This window comes from Mycolicibacterium helvum (assembly GCF_010731895.1).
Taxonomy (GTDB): Bacteria; Actinomycetota; Actinomycetes; order Mycobacteriales; family Mycobacteriaceae; genus Mycobacterium; species Mycobacterium helvum.
The window spans coordinates 6,155,276-6,175,112 of the sequence record NZ_AP022596.1; the positions used below are offsets into that span (position 1 = coordinate 6,155,276).

Annotated in this window: 19 protein-coding genes; 5 read left to right on the plus strand and 14 right to left on the minus strand. The window is 67.7% G+C overall.

Annotated elements, in window-relative coordinates; genetic code table 11:
• Position 1 precedes the first annotated feature (1 nt).
• A complete protein-coding gene (locus G6N38_RS29015) occupies positions 2 to 901 on the minus strand; it encodes a helix-turn-helix domain-containing protein (protein ID WP_163751529.1) in 900 nt (299 codons plus the stop codon).
• A 40-nt stretch (positions 902 to 941) separates the two neighbouring features.
• On the opposite strand from G6N38_RS29015, the gene G6N38_RS29020 reads away from it, so the two are divergent.
• The 4 genes from G6N38_RS29020 to G6N38_RS29035 are packed head-to-tail and all read left to right on the plus strand — an operon-like array spanning position 942 to position 4,946.
• Positions 942 to 2,210: a sulfotransferase family protein gene (locus tag G6N38_RS29020; RefSeq protein WP_163751530.1), complete on the plus strand. Its 1,269-nt coding sequence runs from the start codon at positions 942 to 944 to the stop codon at positions 2,208 to 2,210.
• A gap of 47 nt (positions 2,211 to 2,257) precedes the next feature.
• On the plus strand, positions 2,258 to 3,460 hold the full coding sequence (locus G6N38_RS29025; RefSeq protein ID WP_163752538.1) for an MBL fold metallo-hydrolase: 1,203 nt from the start codon (positions 2,258 to 2,260) through the stop codon (positions 3,458 to 3,460).
• A complete protein-coding gene (locus G6N38_RS29030; protein WP_163751531.1) occupies positions 3,457 to 4,206 on the plus strand; it encodes an SDR family NAD(P)-dependent oxidoreductase in 750 nt (249 codons plus the stop codon). Before G6N38_RS29025 ends, G6N38_RS29030 begins: the two co-directional genes overlap by 4 nt.
• A 26-nt stretch (positions 4,207 to 4,232) precedes the next feature.
• Positions 4,233 to 4,946, plus strand: a complete 714-nt coding sequence (locus G6N38_RS29035) for a type 1 glutamine amidotransferase (RefSeq protein WP_163751532.1) — start codon at positions 4,233 to 4,235, stop codon at positions 4,944 to 4,946.
• Here G6N38_RS29035 and G6N38_RS29040 read toward each other — a convergent pair.
• Positions 4,943 to 5,728: a cysteine peptidase family C39 domain-containing protein gene (locus G6N38_RS29040; RefSeq protein WP_163751533.1), complete on the minus strand. Its 786-nt coding sequence runs from the start codon at positions 5,726 to 5,728 to the stop codon at positions 4,943 to 4,945. The genes G6N38_RS29035 and G6N38_RS29040 overlap by 4 nt on opposite strands.
• Before the next feature lie 118 nt (positions 5,729 to 5,846).
• Here G6N38_RS29040 and G6N38_RS29045 point away from each other — a divergent pair, with 118 nt between their 5' ends.
• On the plus strand, positions 5,847 to 7,754 hold the full coding sequence (locus G6N38_RS29045; protein ID WP_163751534.1) for a pyruvate kinase: 1,908 nt from the start codon (positions 5,847 to 5,849) through the stop codon (positions 7,752 to 7,754).
• Here G6N38_RS29045 and G6N38_RS29050 read toward each other — a convergent pair.
• The 12 genes from G6N38_RS29050 to ftsW all read right to left on the minus strand — a co-directional run bounded on the left by G6N38_RS29050 (position 7,751) and on the right by ftsW (position 19,837).
• Positions 7,751 to 9,103, minus strand: a complete 1,353-nt coding sequence (locus tag G6N38_RS29050) for a TIGR01777 family oxidoreductase (protein ID WP_163751535.1) — start codon at positions 9,101 to 9,103, stop codon at positions 7,751 to 7,753. The genes G6N38_RS29045 and G6N38_RS29050 overlap by 4 nt on opposite strands.
• A gap of 34 nt (positions 9,104 to 9,137) precedes the next feature.
• The gene (locus tag G6N38_RS29055; RefSeq protein WP_163751536.1) at positions 9,138 to 9,581 is read right to left on the minus strand and encodes a hypothetical protein; all 444 of its coding nucleotides are present in this window, start codon (positions 9,579 to 9,581) and stop codon (positions 9,138 to 9,140) included.
• A gap of 25 nt (positions 9,582 to 9,606) precedes the next feature.
• The gene (gene wag31 / locus G6N38_RS29060; protein ID WP_163752541.1) at positions 9,607 to 10,431 is read right to left on the minus strand and encodes a DivIVA-like cell division protein Wag31; all 825 of its coding nucleotides are present in this window, start codon (positions 10,429 to 10,431) and stop codon (positions 9,607 to 9,609) included.
• Positions 10,432 to 10,644: 213 nt separating this feature from the next.
• Positions 10,645 to 10,935, minus strand: coding sequence for a YggT family protein (locus G6N38_RS29065; RefSeq protein WP_163751537.1), 291 nt, complete (start codon positions 10,933 to 10,935; stop codon positions 10,645 to 10,647).
• Between the two features lie 121 nt (positions 10,936 to 11,056).
• Entirely contained in the window at positions 11,057 to 11,728 is a 672-nt protein-coding gene (locus tag G6N38_RS29070) for a cell division protein SepF (protein WP_163751538.1), read from the minus strand.
• A 64-nt stretch (positions 11,729 to 11,792) separates the two neighbouring features.
• Positions 11,793 to 12,539, minus strand: coding sequence for a YggS family pyridoxal phosphate-dependent enzyme (locus G6N38_RS29075; protein ID WP_163751539.1), 747 nt, complete (start codon positions 12,537 to 12,539; stop codon positions 11,793 to 11,795).
• The gene (gene pgeF, locus G6N38_RS29080; protein ID WP_179968463.1) at positions 12,536 to 13,243 is read right to left on the minus strand and encodes a peptidoglycan editing factor PgeF; all 708 of its coding nucleotides are present in this window, start codon (positions 13,241 to 13,243) and stop codon (positions 12,536 to 12,538) included. Before pgeF ends, G6N38_RS29075 begins: the two co-directional genes overlap by 4 nt.
• Before the next feature lie 31 nt (positions 13,244 to 13,274).
• Positions 13,275 to 14,432, minus strand: coding sequence for a cell division protein FtsZ (ftsZ, locus tag G6N38_RS29085; protein ID WP_163751541.1), 1,158 nt, complete (start codon positions 14,430 to 14,432; stop codon positions 13,275 to 13,277).
• A gap of 188 nt (positions 14,433 to 14,620) precedes the next feature.
• Complete coding sequence (locus G6N38_RS29090; RefSeq protein ID WP_163751542.1) at positions 14,621 to 15,571, minus strand: cell division protein FtsQ/DivIB; 951 nt, start codon at positions 15,569 to 15,571, stop codon at positions 14,621 to 14,623.
• The gene (murC, locus tag G6N38_RS29095; RefSeq protein ID WP_163751543.1) at positions 15,568 to 17,037 is read right to left on the minus strand and encodes a UDP-N-acetylmuramate--L-alanine ligase; all 1,470 of its coding nucleotides are present in this window, start codon (positions 17,035 to 17,037) and stop codon (positions 15,568 to 15,570) included. Before murC ends, G6N38_RS29090 begins: the two co-directional genes overlap by 4 nt.
• Positions 17,034 to 18,095 (minus strand): undecaprenyldiphospho-muramoylpentapeptide beta-N-acetylglucosaminyltransferase, encoded by a 1,062-nt coding sequence (gene murG / locus G6N38_RS29100; protein WP_246228118.1) that lies wholly within the window; start codon positions 18,093 to 18,095, stop codon positions 17,034 to 17,036. The genes murC and murG overlap by 4 nt, the downstream gene beginning before the upstream one ends.
• Positions 18,096 to 18,154: 59 nt before the next feature.
• A complete protein-coding gene (gene ftsW / locus G6N38_RS29105; RefSeq protein ID WP_407663029.1) occupies positions 18,155 to 19,837 on the minus strand; it encodes a putative lipid II flippase FtsW in 1,683 nt (560 codons plus the stop codon).

The window sequence follows — 19,837 nt, forward strand, 5'->3', positions numbered from 1 at the left end:
CTCACGCCCCGTCACCGTAACGATTCAGCCGCTCGCCAATGGCGCTGGCGGCCAGGAGAACCCGCTCGCCGAGGCCGGTGATCGCCCGTGAATCCAGCATGGCGAACGGCGCTGCGGTGACCGACATAGTCACCACGCCGTCGGCGTTGGTGATCGGCGCCGAGACCGTCGCGATGCTGTGGGTGGCTCCGGCGCCCAATTCGTTTGGCAGAACGTCGATCACGCTGAGGTCGGCGAACGCGCGGGCGAGCTGCGCGGTGATCGCGTCCACTTCGCCGTCGCGGCTGAGCGCCTCCAATGCCGAGTAGACCCGCAGGTACTCTTTGGTGAGCCGTTCTACGACAAAGCCGCGGTCACGAGTTTCGCTGAGCACAGCCGAGATTCGATCGCGTAGCGCATCGCTGGGTTGGCCGATCGCCTCGAGCCAGGCACGCTGCGCTTCCGGAGTCGACCACGCCACGTAGTCGCGGCCGAACGGCGCGACGAATGGCGTCCTGGTCCCCCGTCCGATCCGGGGCGCGGTCAAGCTCTGACCGGCAACGCCGATGATCACCAGGCTGTTGACCTCACGCCGGGCCAGGTAGACCTGCATGCCGGTGTCCGCCGCCAGGTCCTCGAGCTCGCCGCGGAACAGGTCGGCGGGTTTGGCCAGGCTGGCGATGGCCGGGCCCCAGGCGTACTTCGCGGACCGGGGGTCGCGGGTCACCCACTCGTGCGCGACCAGGGTCGCCAAGATGGCGTGGCCGGTGGCCCGGCTGATGTCGAGGCGACGAGAGATCTCGGCCAACGAGAACTGCCGGCCGGGGTCGGCGCCGAGCATTTCCATCACCGCGATCACCCGCCCGGTGGGCGGCGATGACGCTTGACCCGCCGTCTTGGCAAGGTCTACTTTGAGCGTCATATTTCCGAACAATACGTCGAATATTCGACAGGAACAAGATATGGCGACTCGGTCATCAATGGAGACCCTGAACCTCGACGACCTGACCGACCCGGTGCTGACCGACACCCAACGCCACATCCTGGAATACACCGAGTCACGCGAAGTGACGTTCGACCTCGACGCGATGCTCGCCGAAGCGGTGGCGCAGGCCAGGGCCGACGACCTCACCGACGACGACGGATTCAGCGACCGGCTGGCCGCGCATATTGCCGCGATCGAGTCGGATACGGGCCTGCGTCAGCTGAGCCGAAGCACCCTGCGCGCCAGGGTCGTTCGCAAGCTCCGTAATCGGCTCTCGCTGACCGACCTGATCAGGCGTTACCCCGAGATCGAGGCGATCCCGATCGAGCGGCCGCTGATAGTGGTCGGCATGCCCCGTTCGGGGACCACCCACCTGGTCAACCTGATCGCGCGGGACCCGCGCCGCCGCGCCCTGCCCTACTGGGAGAGCGAGGATCCGATTCCGGCCCTCGGCCAGGGACCCGATGTGTTCGGCGTCGATCCCCGCTACGCCCGGGTCAAGGCCGAACACGAGGCACTGATGGCCAGCACCCCGTATGTGGCCGCGATGCACGACCGCTTCCCCGAGGCCATCGAGGAGGAGGTCGAGCTACTCGACCTCGATATGGCCGGCTACGTCCTCGAATGGCATGCGCGCGTTCCGGGCTGGCGCGACTTCTATCTCGGCCTGGACCACACCCGCCACTACGCCTACCTCAAGAAGGTCCTGCAGGCACTGACGTTCTTGCGCGGTCCGCGGACCTGGGTACTGAAATCGCCGCAGCACGCCGAACAACTCGGTCCCTTGATGGCCACCTTCCCCGACGCCACCGTGGCCTTCACCCACCGCGACCCCGTCGCGGTGATCCAGTCGGCGATCACCATGATGGCCTACTCGGATCGATTGCGCCGCACCAGTATTGACCCCGACTGGCTGGTCGACTACTGGAGTGATCGGATCCACCGCCTGCTGAGCGCCTGCGTGCGTGACCGGGAACTCGTGCCGGCAGAGCGCAGCGTCGATATCGGGTTTCATCACCTCAACGGCAACGAGATGCCGGTGCTCGGCGAGTACTACCAGCGCGCGGGCATCGACGTTCCGCCCAAGGTGGCCAAGCGATTCCAGGCCTATATCGACGGCAACCGGCGCGGCGCCAAAGGGCGCATCCCCTATGACCTGAAACGTCACTTCGGCGTCGAGCCGCAGGAGCTGCGCTCCCGGTTCGCCTTCTATTTCGACCGTTTCGACGTCCACCCCGAGATTTAGAGGTCACCGTGGAACCCATCTATCGTAGTCGCCCGGGCGCCGACGCGATGGCGCCCGCCTCAGCCGAACAGGCCGAGGAAGTCGCACCGGGGATCTGGTGCTCACCGGGACTGACCAACTCCTACCTGCTGACCACCTCGGACGGCCGCGTCGTCGTCAACACCGGCATGGGATTCGAAAGCCCGGTGCACCGGGCCGTGTTCGACGCCGTCGACTCGTCGCCGGTGCGCTACATCCTGATCACCCAGGGCCACTACGACCACGTCGGCGGCCTGGACACCCTGCGTGACCGGGATACCAAGGTTGTGGCACAAGCCAATTGGGAACAGTGGCGCGACGATAACGAGCGACTACTGCCCTATCGCGCTAACCGCAGCGCCTTCGCGTTCTCCGGCAGGCTCGCCGGCGGCATCGCCAAGATTCAGCAGCGCTTCGGCAAGAAGCTCCCCTCCCAGAGCACCGCAACCGCCGACATCGTCGTCGAGGACCGGCTGACACTGACGGTCGGCAACCGGCGCTTCGAACTGATCGCGACCCCCGGCGGGGAAACCACCGACTCCATGGTGATCTGGCTACCCGATGAACGAGTCTGCCTGTGCAGCAACACGTTCGGCCCGGTGTTCGGACACATTCCAAACCTGGTCACTATTCGCGGCGACCGCTACCGGGATGCGCTGACGGTCATCGACACCATCGAACGCGTCCGCGCGCTGCAGCCCGAGGTGCTGCTCACCGGACACTTCGACCCCATTCGCGGGGCGGGGGTGATCGACGCCGAACTGAGCCGGCTGCGCGACGCCATCCAGTACCTGCACGACGAGACCGTCGCAGGAATGAACGCAGGCAAGGACGTTCGGACCCTGATGGCCGAGATCACGCTGCCCGACCATCTCGATGTCGGCCAGGGCTACGGCAAGCTCGCCTGGGACGTCCGCGCGATCTGGGAGAACTACTCCGGCTGGTTTCACCACCGTTCGACCACCGAGCTGTATGCAGTCGGGCCCGACGCCGTCAGCGCCGACGTGGTGGAGCTGGCCGGCGCCGATGCCCTGACCGAGCGCGCCGGCACCCATCTGGCGGGCGGTCGCCCGCTGGAAGCCATCCACCTCGCCGAGCTCGTCACCCAGGCCGACCCCGAGCACGACGGGGCGCGGGCGGTACTCAAAGCGGCCCACGAGGAACTTCTGGCGAGCAGCGTCAACTTCTGGGAGACCGCCTGGCTGACCAAGCAGATCGAAAGGTACACATGACCGCCCAGCTCAGCTTCGACTTCACCGGCACCCAGGCACTGGTCACCGGGGCGACCAGCGGCATCGGGCACGCCGTCGCCGTGCTGTTTCGCGATGCCGGGGCCGACGTCATCGTCACCGGCACCAAACCCGCCGCCACCGATTACGACACCGACCTCTCGCAGATGACCTACCGCCAACTTGTGCTCACCGACAATGCATCCATTGACAGCCTGGCACAGAGCATCTCCACGCTCGACGTTCTGGTGAACAACGCCGGCGCCAACTTCCCGGGCGGCCTCGACGAGTCCACGCCCGACGGGTTCGCGGCCTCCGTCGCCCTGAACCTCACCGGGCCATACCGGCTCACGGTTGCCCTGCGCCACGCGCTGAAGGCTTCCGCGGCGACCGGCGGAGCGAGCGTGGTGAACCTGGCGTCGATGTCTGCGCTGCGTGCGGTCACTATGGTCCCCGGCTACGGGGCTGCCAAATCCGGCGTCATCAACGTCACCCGCAACCTGGCCGTCAAGTGGGCCAAGCACGGAATCCGGATCAACGCCGTGGCGCCAGGCACCATCGAAACCGCGATGACCGCGCCGATGCACGCCGTCCCGGAGGTCATGGCGACCGAAATCGCCCACATCCCGGCCGGGCGGATGGGCACCGTGGGCGAGGTCGCCCCCGCCATCGCGTTCCTGTGCACGACCCAAAGCAGCTACATCAACGGCGCGGTGCTGGTCGTCGATGGCGCCTCGGACTGCGTCTAGCGGCAGTTCTGCCGTACCGTGTTCGGGTGCCCCGTCAGGTCCTGTTCATCTACAACGATCCGATCGCGCCCGAGGCATTACTCGGCGAAACGTTCACCGAACTCGGTTTCGACGTGGACACATTCGAGGTGGTTCCGGCAGCGCGAGCCGGCGACCCTGCGCTCGAGGTCACCTTCCCCGACCCGACCCGCTACGACGTGATCGTGCCGCTGGGTTCGCGGTGGGCGGTCTACGACGAACAGCTGCCGTGGGTGGCCGCCGAGATCGATACCGTGCGGCAGGCCGTCGACGCCGGGCTCGGCGTGCTCGGGGTGTGCTTCGGCGGCCAGCTGATAGCCACCGCGCTTGGCGGCTCCGTGCAGCGGTCGCTTGCCCCCGAGGTCGGCTGGCACCAGGTACACAGCAGCAACCCCGATCTGGTGCCCGACGACGGACCATGGTTCCAGTGGCACTTCGACCGGTTCACTCCCCCGCCGGGAGCCACCGAGATCGCCCGAAACGACCGCGCATCACAGGCTTTCGTCCTCGGCCGGGCGATGGGTCTGCAGTTCCACCCCGAACTCGACCACAAGCTGCTGGAGCTGTGGATTGATGACGACCACAACCGCGGCAGCGGTGATCTCGTCCAGCTCGGGCTGAACCCCGACGATCTACGGGCCGACACCACCACCCACGTCGACGACGCCGCTCGCCGGCTGCGGCTATTGGTGCGGGGCTTCCTCGATAAGGTCGCCCGCTAGCCGGCCAACAGGATTTCGTGACCGCCTGTCGCCCAGGCTTTTTCGAACGTGTCGATGCTGACAGTCTCGCCGCGGGTGTCGTCGCCGCCGCTGTCGCCGAGATAGACGACGCCCTCCCCGGTGTCGATGGCGGCCACCGTCACCAGATGCCCGCACCTGCTCCGGTCCCCGTCGGTGTCCCAGATCGTCGCGGAGCTGACGCACACGATGGCTTGCTTCCCCTCGCCGAGGTAACTCTGGAGAGCCTTCAGGCCGGTGGGGATGCCGCCGCCGCTGTCGCTGGTGTATTCCGAAGCGACCCCGTAATGACTCAGCAGCAGCGCCAGATCCGTCGTACACGTGCCGTGTCCGGTTCCACCGTCCGACGGATCGAAACTGTCGTCGTACACCGGTTCCCCGGGGCTGCATTCGCTCGGCGTCTTTTTGGCCAGGTCGATCATCTGCCCTTCGGTGGGCGTCTGGCCGGTGAGTTCGGCAATGGCGAGCCGAGTCGCCATCAGGCCGCAGTCGCTCTGACTCTGCTGCTGCCAGTACCTGCTGGCGGCCTCCGGGTCACCGAAGACCTCACCCGCAGAACCAGATCCGTTCTTGGCCTTCGGTGCTACATGCGCCACGGTCGGGAGCACGTCCGGCGGTGCCGGGTCCACCCCGCGGCATCCCCAGTTGGACACCGGCTTGCCCGGGGCCGGCGCGGGAGCGGTGGCGGGCTGCGTCGATGACGCCGCGCTGGTCGACGCTTTCGGCGCGTCAGCCGTGTGTTTCGCCTCCGAACAACCCGCCACCAGCAACATGACAATTGCCGCTGAACAGCACAGTTTATGCATCCGGCGAAGATAGCACAGCACCGAGAACCACGGGCCGGTTGCCCGGCCCCAACCGTTCACGCACTCGCAACGTGAGATGACTAGCGTCGTTGCCATGGCCGCCGCCGCGCAACAGCTGGATCGACTGCAGTGTGACGTCGACGCGCTGCTGGCGCGGCTGGCCGATGCCGAATCCCGATGGCAACCATGGACCGCCCCGGTCGCCACCGAGAACCACTGCAGTGCAGTGAATTTGGTTCACTACTGGGCGCTGCGGCAGGTCGACCTTCGCGATGTACAGGAACGGCTGACCGGCTTCGGGCTGTCCTCGCTGGGCCGCAGCGAGGCCCATGTGCAGGCGACACTGCAGCTGGTGTCGGCCGCGATCGCGGCGATGCGCGGTCACGGCTGGACTCCGGACGAGCAGGCTTGCGCGAGGATCACCCAGGGCGCGCAGCTGCTCGAGCGCAATGCCGTCGAACTGCTCGGCCCGACCGCCGACGACCGTGCGGCACGGATCATGGTCACCCTGCCCTCAGAAGCCGCCGGGGATACCGCTTTGGTGCGCACGCTCCTCGACGCCGGAATGCGAATAGCCCGGATCAACTGCGCCCACGACGACGCCACGGCGTGGAAAGCAATGGCCGCCAATGTCCGCGCCGCGGCCGCCGCAGCCGGCCGCAGCTGTCTGGTGGCGATGGATTTGGGTGGCCCGAAACTCCGCACGGGCCCCCTGGAGCCCGGGCCACGGGTGGTTCGGCTGCGGCCGACACGCAACGCGCAAGGTCAGGTGGTGGCCGCCGGCCGTGGCTGGCTGACCTCAGCGAAACGGCCGGCCCGCCCACCCGAGCCCGGCCTGGTCACCCTGCCGGTCGACGCCAAATGGCTGGCACACCGCTCCGAGGGCGACGAACTGGTGTTGCGGGACACCCGCGGATCCAAGCGGCGGCTGCTGCTCGCCGCGGCCGGCCCCGGCGGATTCGTCGTCACCACGGAGAAGACGACCTACCTGAGCACGGGGACTGTGTTGCGGACCGGCGGGCAGGAGCGGAGCGACTCGGGAAGAAATACCGGCGGGCAGGAGCGGAGCGACTCGGGGAGAAATACCGGCGGGCAGGACTCCACCGAGCTCGGCGAGCTGCCCGCCGTCGAGCAGAGCATTCGGCTGACCGCCGGTGACATCGTGCGACTGACCCGCGATTGCACACCGGCACCCGTCGACGACGACCAGCGGCCCCGGATCGGCTGCACGCTGCCGGAGGTGTTCGACAACGCCGAAGTGGGCGAGCGGGTCTTTTTCGACGACGGCAAGCTCGGCGGCGAAGTCGTCGCCGTCGCCGCCGACAGCATCGACATCCGCATCGACCATCCCCCGCACGGCACGGCAAAGTTACGCGCCGCCAAGGGAATCAACGTGCCGGACACCAACCTGCCGATCTCGGCACTCACCGACAAAGACCTGGCCGACCTGGCCGCCGTGATCGAGCTCGCCGACTTCGTGCAGTTCTCGTTCGTACGCGAGGCCGCCGACGTGATCCGGCTCTTCGACGAGCTGGACCGGCTCGGCGACCACGACCTCGGCGTGGTACTCAAAATCGAAACCCGACAGGCCTTCGAGCAGCTCCCGCAGCTGCTGCTCACGGCGATGCGCCGACGCCGGGTCGGGGTCATGATTGCACGCGGCGATCTGGCTGTGGAGACCGGCTACGAACGGATGGCCGAGCTCCAGGAGGAGATTCTGTGGCTGTGCGAGGCCGCACATCTGCCGGTGATCTGGGCGACCCAGGTACTCGAGCAACTAGCCACCACGGGGCTGCCGACACGCGCCGAAATCAGTGATGCCGCAATGGCCGAGCGCGCCGAGTGCGTGATGCTCAACAAGGGGCCTTACATCACCGACGCCGTCTTCGCCCTCGACGACATCCTCGGCCGGATGGCCGGCCACGAGTACAAGAAGAACCCGCTATTGCGCAGCCTGCACTCGTGGCGGGCCGACGCACTCTAGCCATCGTGGCCCAGCTGGTGGGCCAGCGCATCTTCGATCGTCGGTTGGCGGAATCGGTGTCCCAGCGCCTGCAGCTTGGTGGGCAGGGCACGCTGGTCAGCCTCGGCGAGTTCGCGCGCGCCCTGGGCGCCCAGCAGAATTCGCGGACCGATCGACGGCACCGGCAGCACGGCGGGGCGATGCAGCGTCGCGGCCAGCGCCTTGGTGTATGCGTTGTTGCGCAACGGATTTGGCGCGACGGCGTTGACGGCACCGGTCAGCCTGTCGTCGTAGGCCGCCCGGTAGTAGACGTCAAGCAGGTCGTCGAGACCGATCCAGGACAGCCACTGCTGACCGCTGCCCAGCCGGCCACCCAGGCCGGCGGCGAACAACGGCCGCATCAACCTCAGGGTCCCGCCGCGGGCGGCCTGCACGATGCCGGTGCGCACGCAGACCGTGCGGACCCCGGCGCGGGCGGCGGGTTCAGTGGCCGCCTCCCAGTCCGCAACCACGTCGGCTAGAAAGCCGTTCCCCCGCGCGCTTTCCTCGGACAGCACCGCGTCTCCGCGGTCGTAGCCGTAGATACCGATCGCCGAAGCGCTGACGAATGCCCGCAACCCGCCCGATGTCGCAGCCAATTCGGCCAGCCGCCGGGTCGGTTCGATGCGTGAGTCGCGGATCGCCCTGCGGTGGGCATCGGTGAACCGCCCGGCGATCGAGGCACCGGCCAGATGGATGACGGCATCGACACCCTCGAACAGGTCGGGAGCGGGATCGCTTGGCGCCCAATGTCGTTCATCAGGCCGGACCGGATCGTGACGGACCAGCCGGATCACCCGATGCCCGCCGGTCGCCAGCAGGGCGGTCAGCGCGGTCCCGACCAGACCGGACGAGCCGGTGATCGCCACAGCCAGCCCGCTCGCACCCGCCTGCTCGGCATCCCGATGCGCGGCGAGATCGTCGGCCAGTTGACGATGCCGGTAGGCGAAGGTCGCGCGCAGCGCGGCGCCCGGGAGCGTGGTGTCTACGTCGTCGTGCACAGCCGTGGTGCCGGCGCCGGCGTCACTGAACCGGTGGGTGTGGCGCCACCACCCGATGATCCGTGGCGGCAGAGTCATCAACCCGTCCGAGGACAACACGTCCACGAACTGGTGCGGCGGATCGAAACCGGCCGGATCGTGCCTGGCGATCCAGCGCAGCCCGCCAGGCAGGCCAAGGACCGCGCGCCCGTCAGCCAGCGACTCGGTCTCGCTCACCACGCGCATCGGCTGCCACGGCGGAATCAGCCGAAGCATGGCGCCCGGGCGGGTGTGCCAGGCGAACACCCTGTCGATGGGATGGTCGACGACGCTCGTGTAGTGGATGCCCATGGTGTTCTCTTTACCCGCGCGGGCCGGGAAAAGATCAGCGTGAGCCGGATTCGCCCGAAGGCTCTTCCTCAGCTTCTTTCGCGGGCTCGTCGGCCGGCTCGTCGTCGGCCGGCTCGTCGTCGGCTGGCTCGCCGTCGAGCGGCTCGTCGTCGACCGGCACCTCAGCGGGCGCATCGTCGGGATAGTCGGCGTCGAACGTCGAGTACGTGGCGTCTACTGCCTCGTCGGTCTCGGCGTAGGCAGTGGTCTCGGCTGTTGCCGACGACTCGGTGGTCTCGGCGGCCACCGCCGCCGGCGCCGACTCCGCTTCGGCACCGCGGCGGTTCTGCCGCTCCCGGATCGCGTCGACGATCAGCAGGATCACACCAATAACACTGGCCGCGATACACACCCAAGCGACCAGCTCATTGCTGGTGACGACCGCGGTGACCAGGGCTGCGAGACCGATCACCGCCAGTACCAGGGCAACGATCAGCATCGATCAACCTCCGGTCGACAAACGATTAGTTATTGCCCCGGTTGAACTGGTTGAAGCCGCCGCCGTCGCTGTTCGCGCCGGAATCGACCGGTGCGGCTGACCCGCGCTGCCCGAGCTCCTCGAGCTGGGACTCCAGGTAGGTCTTGAGCCGAGTGCGGTATTCGCGCTCGAACGTCCGCAGCTGTTCCAACCGTCCCTCGAGGACGGTGCGCTGCTGGTTGATGGTGCCCATGATTTCGGTGTGCTTGCGCTCGGCGTCAGCCTGCAGGGCATCGGCCTTCTCCTGCGCCTGCCGCAGCTGGGTCTCCGAGCGGGTCTGCGCATCGCTGAGCATTGCGTCGGCGCGCTGCTTGGCGTCGGCGACGGTGGTCTCCGCGGTGTGGCGAGCCTCCGACACGATCTGGTCGGCATTCGCGCGGGCGTCGGCCAGCAGCTTGTCGGCCTCTGCCTTGGCGGTGCCGGTCAACCGGTCGGCGGTGTCCTGGGCCAGGGCCAGCACACGAGCGGCCTTGAGTGCTTGCTCCTCGCTGGCGGCCGGGCTCGGCACCGGCTGCGGGGCTGCCTGCGGCACGGGAGCCGGCGTGGGCTCCGGTTCCGGCTGCGGCTCCGGCTGGTAGAGCGGAATCGCCTGGGTCGGCTGCGGTACAGCACCCCCGGCGCGGGCGGCGCCCAGCTCCTGATCGAGCTCGGCGACCCGCTGGCGCAGATCGGAGTTCTCCTCGATGAGGCGAGTCAGCTCGTTCTCCACCAGGTCGAGGAAGGCGTCAACCTCATCCTCGTTGTAGCCTCGCTTGCCGATGGGCGGCTTGCTGAATGCCACATTGTGCACGTCGGCCGGTGTAAGCGGCATCATCTGCCCCCTCGGGTCTGGGCGTTAACCGTCTGCAAAGTGTAGAACGCGGCTAAACGTTCGTTCCGTACTGTAACTGGCGTCCATCCTGTCACACCAGAACCGTCACTCCGATAATTAAGAGCTAATTTCAATCTTTCGATACCACGCACCCGGCGTGGCTAATCGCGATTCGCGACGCAATAGCGTACCTTCCCGTCTTTCGACGGCACGTCAGGCTGCGGCGCCGAACGCCAGTTGCATCCCGATGAACGCCACCAGCAGCAGAACCATAATCGACAAGTCGAATCGGACAGCGCCGATCGTCAGCTGCGGGATTAGTCGACGTAATAGCTTCACCGGTGGATCGGTGACCGTCATGATCAGCTCGAGGACGACAACGGTGAAACCACGCGGGTGCCAGTCCCGGCTGAACGAGCGGATGAACTCGACGACTACCCGCGCGATCAGCAGCAGCCAGAAGACGAACAGCACGAAGCCAAGAATTTCGAAGAACAGCGACAACTAAAGCCGGTCCTTAATAAACAGCGGATGTGACATTGGCGACATCGCTGGATTGCCCCAGCGAGACGCCGTCAGCCTACCTAAGTTTTTCGACGTCCCTCGACGACCAGCGATCGGCCGCCTACTGATAGCTGTAGAAACCGGCTTCGGCGATCCGCCGGCGTTCCTCGGCGCTGACGTCGACGTCGGCCGGTGACAGCAGGAAGACCTTGGTGGCTACCTTGTCGAAGGATCCACGCAGGGCGAAGGCCAACCCGGCGGCGAAATCGACCAGGCGCTTGGCGTCGGCGTTGTCCATGGAGACCAGGTCCATGATCACCGGCTGACCGTCGCGGAAGCGCTCACCGATGGTGCGGGCCTCGCTGTAGTCCTTGGGCCGCAGCGTGGTGATTTTCGACATCGGGCTGCCGGCCTCGAAGATCTCGGCCATCCGGCGTGGGTCCATCGCCAGCGCGCCGCGGGTCGAGCCGCGCAGCGCGCCGAACCGGGAAGCGCGCGGCATGTCGTGCGGGTGCTCGAACTCGCGCGGGCGGAACCGTGGCTCCTCGGCGTACGGGGCGCGGAAGCCGCCGGTCGGCGCGTAGTCGGCCTCGCGTGGGTCGTCGTACTCGCGACCCAGCCGCGGATCGCGGTCGTCGTAGCGGCCTGGACGCTCGAACTCGTCGTCGGCGAAGCGCTCACGGCGGGCGTACCCGCGGTGCGCGCCGCGGTCATCGTCGTCGTAGTACTCGTCGTCGTAATCGTCCGAAGGCGCCATGCCAAAGTAGGCCTTGACCTTGTGGAGAGTGCTCATCGCTGGACCCTTCTGAATGCGTGAAGTTCGGTGTCTGTGATGAAGATGTGACTGGAGTGACTACTCAGGGAGACGTTAGAGGACGTTTTCCCATAAGCGCGGTTCCGACACGCACACACGTCGAACCGTGTCGCACTGCAGCTTCCAGGTCACCGGACATCCCCGCCGACAGCTCTGTCGCGTCGGGGTGGTTGCGCAAAACGCGGCGGTGCTCGGCGGCCAATGCCGCGAATGCGGTATCGGGGTCGACGCCCAGCGGCGGGATCCCCATCAGTCCGGCCAACTGCAGCGCGCCGGCGTCGTCGACCTGGGCACACAGGGCGTCGACGGCAGCGGGATCACCGACGTCCACCCCACCGCGCGAGGTGTCCCCATCGAGGCTGATCTGCACGAACACCCGCACGGGCGCCGTCCTGATACCCCCCTCGATGGCGTGCGCGGCGCCACGGTCCAGTGCGGCAGCCACTTTGGCGGCACTCAGCGAATGCACCGAATCCGCCCATGCCGCAACGGCTTTTGCCTTATTGCTCTGGATCTGACCGACCATGTCCCACCGCACGTCCGACGCACCGGTGAGCTCGCCGAACTCGACGATCTTGGCGGAGGCTTCCTGTTCGCGGGATTCACCGAACGCCCGGCAGCCCAGCCGCCACAGGATCGCGACGTCGGTGGCCGGGAAGAACTTGGTAATGGGCAGTAGCTCGATATCGTCGATGTCACGGCCGGCGGCCTGGGCGGCATCTGACAGCCGGTCCCGTAACGCGGCCAGCGCGGTCGCCAAATCGGTTTCCCGGGTCGCTGCGCCCGTCATTCCATCCACACCAGACATGCCAGCCGGCCGGTCGGGGCGCCCCGCCGGTGGCTGAACAAGTTCTTGTCGGCCACCGTGCAACGCGGGTCCGCATCGATGGCCCGCACCCCCGCACCTATTAATTGGCGCGCAATTCCGGCCCGCAGATCCAGTCCCGGTGTGCCGCGCGAGGTGGTGGTCCGGCTCCCGGGCAGCCGGGCTTCGACATCGGCGGCCATCTGCGCGGGCACCTCATAGTTGGCGCCACTGACGGACGGGCCCAGAAGCACCGAGATGTCCTCGGCGCGGGCGCCGTTGGCCAGCATGGCTTCCAGGGTGCGCAGCACGACGCCATCGGCGGCGCCGACCCGACCCGCATGCACGGCGGCCACCACGCCGGCACTGGCATCGGCCATCAGCACCGGCACACAATCGGCGGTCACCACGGCCAGGGCCAGTTGCGGTGTGGTGGTCACCAGGGCGTCGGTGTCATCGACGGCGTCAGTGCGGGGTTCATCGACGACCACGACGTTCGAGCTGTGTACCTGGTTCATCCAGATCACATGGTCGTCGGGAAGCTTGATCGCGGCGGCCAGCCTCTGGCGGTTGGCCGCGACCGCCTTGGGATCGTCACCGACATGGTCACCGAGATTGAAAGTGTCGAACGGCGGCGCCGAGACGCCACCCGCGCGGGTGGTGGTCACGCGACGGATGCGAACAGTCACAACACCCAGTATCCGGGCGCAGCAAGCGGGGTCAGTGCCGCATGAACGGCGGCACGTCGACGTCGTCGTCGGAGATACCGTCGTCGCCGCCACCGATGCTGACCGTCGCGCCGTTGGTGTGCACCGGCACGCTGGCGGCATCGATCGGATCGAAGAGCGAGGAGCTGAGCTTGCCCGCCGCACCGGGTGCGATGGGCTGAGCACCGGTGGTCGCTCCCCCGACGACGGGCTTGCGGCTCGGGCTGGCCGAGTCGAACCCGGCGGCGATAACTGTGACCCGGACCTCGTCGCCGAGCGAGTCGTCGATCACCGTGCCGAAGATGATGTTGGCGTCCTGGTGGGCAGAATCCTGCACCAGCGAGGCGGCCTCGTTGATCTCGAACAGGCCGAGATCGCTACCGCCGGCCACCGACAGCAGCACGCCCTGGGCGCCCTCCATCGAGGCCTCCAGCAGCGGCGAGTTGATGGCGATCTCGGCAGCCTTGAGCGCACGCCCGTCGCCGCGCGCCGAGCCGATACCCATCAGGGCTGTGCCAGCGCCGCTCATGACGCCCTTGACGTCGGCGAAGTCGACGTTGATCAGGCCCGGGGTGGTGATCAGGTCGGTGATGCCCTGCACGCCGTTGAGCAGCACCTCGTCGGCGCTGCGGAAGGCGTCCATCAACGAGACCTGTGCATCGCCCATCTGTAACAACCGGTCATTCGGGATGACGATCAGGGTGTCGCAGCTCTCGCGCAGCGCCTGGATGCCGTTCTCGGCCTGGTTGGAGCGCCGCTTGCCCTCGAAGGAGAACGGCCGGGTCACCACGCCTACGGTCAGCGCGCCGAGCTTGCGAGCGATGGTGGCCACCACAGGTGCGCCGCCGGTGCCGGTGCCGCCGCCCTCACCTGCGGTGACGAAGACCATGTCGGCGCCGCGCAGCAGCTCCTCGATCTCGTCCTTGGCGTCCTCGGCCGCCTTGCGGCCGACCTCAGGGTCGGCGCCGGCGCCCAACCCACGGGTGGATTCACGGCCGACGTCGAGCTTGACGTCGGCGTCGCTCATCAACAGCGCCTGAGCGTCGGTGTTGATCGCGATGAACTCCACGCCCTTGAGGCCCTGCTCGATCATTCGGTTGACGGCGTTGACACCGCCGCCGCCGATGCCAACGACCTTGATGACGGCGAGGTAGTTATGCGGGGGGGTCATCGTCTGTCTTCCTCCCAAGTGGGGATCGGGTCCTGCGGCCCTCCTGGCAAACCCTCAACCTCAACCAGAGGCTTAGAGTTATGTCAAGTAGTGCCGCGCAACCAGAACGGTATGGCCGGTGGGTGCTGGATTGGGGAGGCGCGCCGACGTGTCGCGGCGAATTTGTCGCGAGCGCCGATGCCGCCCGCTCACTTGACGGTGGGCAGGTCCGGGCTGGAGACGTCGTAGACCTTGCCCGGCTGCGTCAGCAGCGCGGCCAGCTTCTCGGCCTTCTCCTCGGTGCGGTCGGTCGTCCCCCACACCACGGTGCGGCCGTCGGTCAGCGTCAATGTCACCGATGCGACCGACGGCGCGGCCACCCGGCTGACCTGAGCCACCACTTCTGGGCGCAACGCCGTCATCACCTCGAGTGCGGCCCTGGTCGGTTGATCCGTCGGGCCCGGATGGTCGACGTCGATATACGGCAGCCCGGGCGGGGGCGGCGCAGTCGCGAAATCCACCCCGTCCCGGTCGAACAGGTGCGGCCCGTCGGGATAGTCCTTCACCACGATCGGGATGCGCTCGACGATGGTGATCCGCAGCGTCGACGGATACTCCCGCTGCACGCGTGCGCTGGCCACCCGCCGGATACCGGCCACCCGGTCGGCCACCTGGTCGGTGTTGATCTGCAGCAGCGGGGTGCCGAGGGTGACCTTCGCCGCGTCGACAACCTCGTCGCGGGTGACCGCGCCGATCCCGGTGATCACCAGCGAGCGGGCCGACATCACCGGGGTGAAATAGAGGATCAAGCCCAGCGCGACGCTGACGATGGTCAGCACGATCAGCCAGGTGAGCAGCTTCAGGCCGCGAACAGCCCTATTACCCAAGGGTTTCGGGGCCTCGACGGTCTGGCCGCGGACCCGGCGCTTGGCTTCGCGGCGGTTCTCCTCGATTGCCGTGGCGCGGGCCTGCGCGGCGCGCCGCTCGGCGCGCTCGCGGCGTTCCCGCCGACGGGGGCCTTCTTCATCTTCTTGTTGGTCATCGAGATCGACGTTGGGGACGTCGTCACTCGCACTTTCGCTGCCGTTTGCCGGTTTGGGCAGGATGGGGGGCTCCTCGAGGGGTGCCTCCGGCGCCGCCTCGTCCCCATCCTCACTCATCGATTCCCCTTGGCGTGCAACGCCGTCAGGATCTCCTGGCCGAGCATCGTCACATCACCCGCACCCATGGTGACCACGACGTCACCCGGCCGGGCCGCGGCCGCCACCTGCTCAGCGACGGCCGAGAAGTCAGGAATGTAGGTCACCTCGACGGTGACGTGGTCGGCGATCGTCGCACCGCTGACACCTGCAATCGGCTGTTCACGGGCACCGTACACATCGAGGACGAAGACCCGGTCGGCATCGCTGAGAGCCGCACCGAACTCCCGCGCGAAAATCTTTGTCCGCGAATACAAGTGCGGTTGGAAGACGACGATGGCACGACCCGCCCCCGCATGGGTCGTCTCGCCCTGGCGGGCCAGTGTGCGCAACGCCGCCAAAGCGGCACGGACCTTCGTGGGATGGTGGGCGTAGTCGTCAAAGACGCGCACGCCGTTGCTTGTGCCCACCAACTCGAATCGCCTGCGCACACCCTCGAATCCGGCAAGCCCATCGAGGATGCCGTCGACAGAAGCGCCCGCCTCGATCGCCGCCAACAACGCCGCCAGTGCGTTCAAGGCCATATGCCTACCCGGCACCGCTAGACGCATCGCCCGTGGATACGGTTCGCCCGCGAGTGCAACGTGCGCCAGCGCACTGGTGCCCTGTTGCTCCCAACCGAGCAGTGTCGCCGCCAGGCCCGGAACCGGGGCACCATCCTGTGAGCTGCCGTAGCGCAGCACCCGGATGCCTTGTTCCGCAGAACGATCGGCCAGTGCGGCGGCACCGTCGTCGTCAGCGCACGCGATCAACACACCCCCCGGCGCCAGTCGCTCGACGAACGCGTCGAAAACCGCGGTGTAAGCCTCGGCGGTGCCAAAGAAGTCCAGGTGATCGGCCTCGATATTGGTGACCACCGCGACGTCCGGTGTGTATTCGAGTAACGAACCGTCACTCTCGTCGGCCTCGGCCACGAAACACGTGCCGCTGCCGTGGTGGGCGTTGGTGCCGGCCTCCCCCAGGTCGCCGCCGACCGCGAACGAGGGGTCAAACCCGGTGTGCTGCAACGCCACAATAAGCATCGAGGTGGTGGTGGTCTTGCCTGCCGTGCCGGTGACCATCAGGGTGCGATAGCCGGCCATCAGCTTGGCCAGCACCACGGGCCGCAGGATCACCGGGATCCCGCGCCTGCGGGCCTCGACCAGTTCGGGATTGGTCTTCGGGATCGCGGCGTGGGTGGTGATCACCGCGGTGGCACCGCCGGGCAGCAGGTCGAGATTGGCCGCGTCGTGGCCGATGCTGATCGCCGCCCCCCGCGCCCGCAACGCCACCACTCCGCGGGACTCCTTGGCGTCGGATCCCGAAACCATGCCGCCACGATCCAGCAGGATCCGGGCGATACCAGACATCCCGGCACCGCCGATGCCGACCATGTGGACCCGCTGCAGTTCGGGGGGCAGCCCCTTGGGTCCCTTCGGCGCGTTCATCGGCGGCCCTTCCGGGTGCGTGCCACATCAAGGGCTACCTCGGCGACCCGCTGCGCGGCATCACGGTGGCCGACCCGCGCGGCGGCCGCCGTCATCGCCTGTAGCCGCGGAGTGTCGGTGAGCAGACCGGCGACCTCGCGGGCGACGAACTCGCGCGTGAGCTGGGCGTCCTCGACCAGCAGGCCGCCACCGGGATTGACCACCGGCAGGGCGTTGAGCCGTTGTTCGCCGTTGCCGATCGGCAGCGGTACGTAGACCGCGGGCAGTCCGACCGCGGATACTTCGGCCACCGTCATCGCCCCGGACCGGCAGATCGCCAGGTCGGCGGCGGCATAGGCCAGATCCATCCGGTCCAGGTAGGGCACCGCGCGATAGGGCGGCTCACCGGGCTGCGTGGACCGCAGGTCGAGGGTGTTCTTGGGGCCGTGGGCGTGCAACACCGAGACGCCGGCGGCGGCCAGGTCGGCAGCGGCTGCCGACACCGCGCGGTTGATCGAGGCGGCTCCCTGCGAGCCGCCGAACACCAGCAACACCGTGGCGTCCTCGGCGAAGCCGAAGTGCTCGCGGGCCATCGCCCGCAGTGCCGCACGATCCAGCGAGGTAATCGAGGCCCGAACCGGCATGCCGACCACTTCGGCGTGCCGCAGGCCCGAGTCGGACACCGCCGAGAGCACCCGCCGGGCGGTGCGCGCACCAACTCGATTGGCCAGCCCGGCACTGGCATTGGCCTCATGCACGACGACAGGTATCCGGCGCCGGTGCACCGGGCCGCCACGGGCGGCCAGGTAGGCGGGCAGCGCCACGTAGCCGCCGAAACCGATCACCACGTCGGCGTCGACGCCGTCGAGCACGGCCCGGGTTTCCCGCACTGCCCTGCGCACCCGGATCGGCAGGCGCACGAGGTCGCCGTTGAGTTTGCGCGGCAGCGGCACGGGCGTGATGAGTTCCAGGTCGTAGCCGCGGTCAGGCACCAGCCGAGTCTCCAGCCCGCGCGGGGTGCCTAGCGCGGTGATGCGAATATCCGCGTCCAGCATTTTCAGTGCATCGGCAACCGCCATGGCCGGTTCGACATGCCCTGCGGTACCTCCACCGGCAAGGACGACCGACACCGAGACACTCACCCGTAACGCTGACCTTCCAATGTGCGGGACCGCCGTGCGCGGCTGCTTCCCTCATTCGGATGCTGCGCGCTATTGCGCGGAGCGTCACCATGATGCCCTGAGCGCCGGGTGGGTCGCTCAGCCGTCCGGGTTTTGGCAGGTAAAGGCCTACGTTCGCGGGTGGGCTGGGATGTGCGGCCCGCTTTTTTGGCAGCCTTGGCGGCCGGCCGCGCGGCCCTAGCCGGTTTGGGAGTCTTGGTGGTCTTGGTGGTCTTGTCGCCCGGCTGGGTGCGCAGCCGGTCGCGCAGCGCCTCGACCCGCGACGGCACGTAGGCCTCGGGCAGTGGCAGTCGCAGCAGGCGATTCACCCGGTCCTCGCGGCCGGCGCGCAGCGCAGCCACCGCTTCCGGTTCGTGGCGGGCGGCGTTGGTCATCAATCCGATCATGAACAGCGTTGTCGCCGTGGATGTTCCACCCGCCGAGATGAGCGGAAGCTGAATACCGGTGACGGGCAGCAAGCCGATGACGTAGCCCACGTTGATGAACACCTGGCCGATCACCCACATCGTGGCGGCGGCGGTCAGCAGCCGCAGGAACGGGTCCGCCGAGCGCTTGGCAATTCGCATTCCGGTGTAGGCGAACAACCCGAACAGGGCCAGCAGCCCGAACGCGCCGACGTAGCCGAGTTCCTCGCCGATGATCGCGAAGATGAAGTCGTTATGGGCGTTGGGCAGGTAGTTCCACTTCGCGGTGCCCTGGCCCAAGCCGTCACCGAAGACACCGCCGTTGGCCAGCGCGAACTTGGCCTGACGAGCCTGGTAACCCGAGCCCTGGGCGTCCGCGCTGGGATCCAGCCAGGACCGCACCCGGTCGGAGCGGTAACCCTCCGAGACCGCCAGCACGGCCGCGGCGGCAACCGCCGCCAGCAGCGAGCTCACGAACACCTTCAGCGGCAGACCCGCGTACCAGAGCAGGGCCAGCAGGATGATGCCCAACGACACCGTCTGCCCGAGGTCGGGCTGGGCCACGATCAACACCAGCGCGACCACCGCGGCGGGAATCAGCGGGATCAGCATTTCCCGCAGCGACGCCCGCTCCATGCGCCGGGTCGCCAGCAGGTGGGCGCCCCAGATCGCGAACGCGATCTTGGTGAGCTCCGAGGGCTGCATCGACAGGCCGGCAAACACGAACCAGCCGCGAGAGCCGTTGGATTCGTGGCCGATACCGGGGATCAGCACCAGCACCAGCATCACGATGGTGACGGCGAACGCGGAGAATGCGGTGTTGCGCAGGAAACTGACCGGCACCCGCAGCGCGACCCAGAATCCGATCAGACCCACCACGGTCCATAGGACCTGGCGACCGAAGATCGCCCACGGTGAGCCGTCTTCGTCGTAGGAGTGCACGCCAGACGCGGACAGCACCATGGTTAGGCCGAGGGTGACCAGCAGCGCCGACACCGAGATGATCAGGTGGAACGACGTCATCGGCCGGCCCAACCAGGCACCGAACTTGCGGCTCACCTCGAACCGGGCTTTGGCCGGCGCCGCGGCGGTGGTGACGGGTTCGGTGGTGGTTTCGGTGGTGGCTTCGGCGGCGGCCGTCGAATCGGCCTGGGCCTCGGTGCCTTCGGCCGCGTCGCTGTCGACGGCGTTTTCTGCGGTGTCGGCCGCGCCGCGACGGCGCAGGCGGGACAGGAT

Coding starts and splice junctions, on each gene's coding strand:
- G6N38_RS29015 (WP_163751529.1), bottom strand. CDS start 901: ATGACGCTCAAAGTAGACCTTGCCAAGACGGCGGGTCAAGCGTCATCG.
- G6N38_RS29020 (WP_163751530.1), top strand. CDS start 942: ATGGCGACTCGGTCATCAATGGAGACCCTGAACCTCGACGACCTGACC.
- G6N38_RS29025 (WP_163752538.1), top strand. CDS start 2,258: ATGGCGCCCGCCTCAGCCGAACAGGCCGAGGAAGTCGCACCGGGGATC.
- G6N38_RS29030 (WP_163751531.1), top strand. CDS start 3,457: ATGACCGCCCAGCTCAGCTTCGACTTCACCGGCACCCAGGCACTGGTC.
- G6N38_RS29045 (WP_163751534.1), top strand. CDS start 5,847: ATGACTAGCGTCGTTGCCATGGCCGCCGCCGCGCAACAGCTGGATCGA.
- G6N38_RS29050 (WP_163751535.1), bottom strand. CDS start 9,103: ATGGGCATCCACTACACGAGCGTCGTCGACCATCCCATCGACAGGGTG.
- G6N38_RS29055 (WP_163751536.1), bottom strand. CDS start 9,581: ATGCTGATCGTTGCCCTGGTACTGGCGGTGATCGGTCTCGCAGCCCTG.
- wag31 (WP_163752541.1), bottom strand. CDS start 10,431: ATGCCGCTTACACCGGCCGACGTGCACAATGTGGCATTCAGCAAGCCG.
- G6N38_RS29070 (WP_163751538.1), bottom strand. CDS start 11,728: ATGAGCACTCTCCACAAGGTCAAGGCCTACTTTGGCATGGCGCCTTCG.
- G6N38_RS29075 (WP_163751539.1), bottom strand. CDS start 12,539: ATGACGGGCGCAGCGACCCGGGAAACCGATTTGGCGACCGCGCTGGCC.
- ftsZ (WP_163751541.1), bottom strand. CDS start 14,432: ATGACCCCCCCGCATAACTACCTCGCCGTCATCAAGGTCGTTGGCATC.
- G6N38_RS29090 (WP_163751542.1), bottom strand. CDS start 15,571: ATGAGTGAGGATGGGGACGAGGCGGCGCCGGAGGCACCCCTCGAGGAG.
- murC (WP_163751543.1), bottom strand. CDS start 17,037: ATGAACGCGCCGAAGGGACCCAAGGGGCTGCCCCCCGAACTGCAGCGG.
- murG (WP_246228118.1), bottom strand. CDS start 18,095: ATGGCGGTTGCCGATGCACTGAAAATGCTGGACGCGGATATTCGCATC.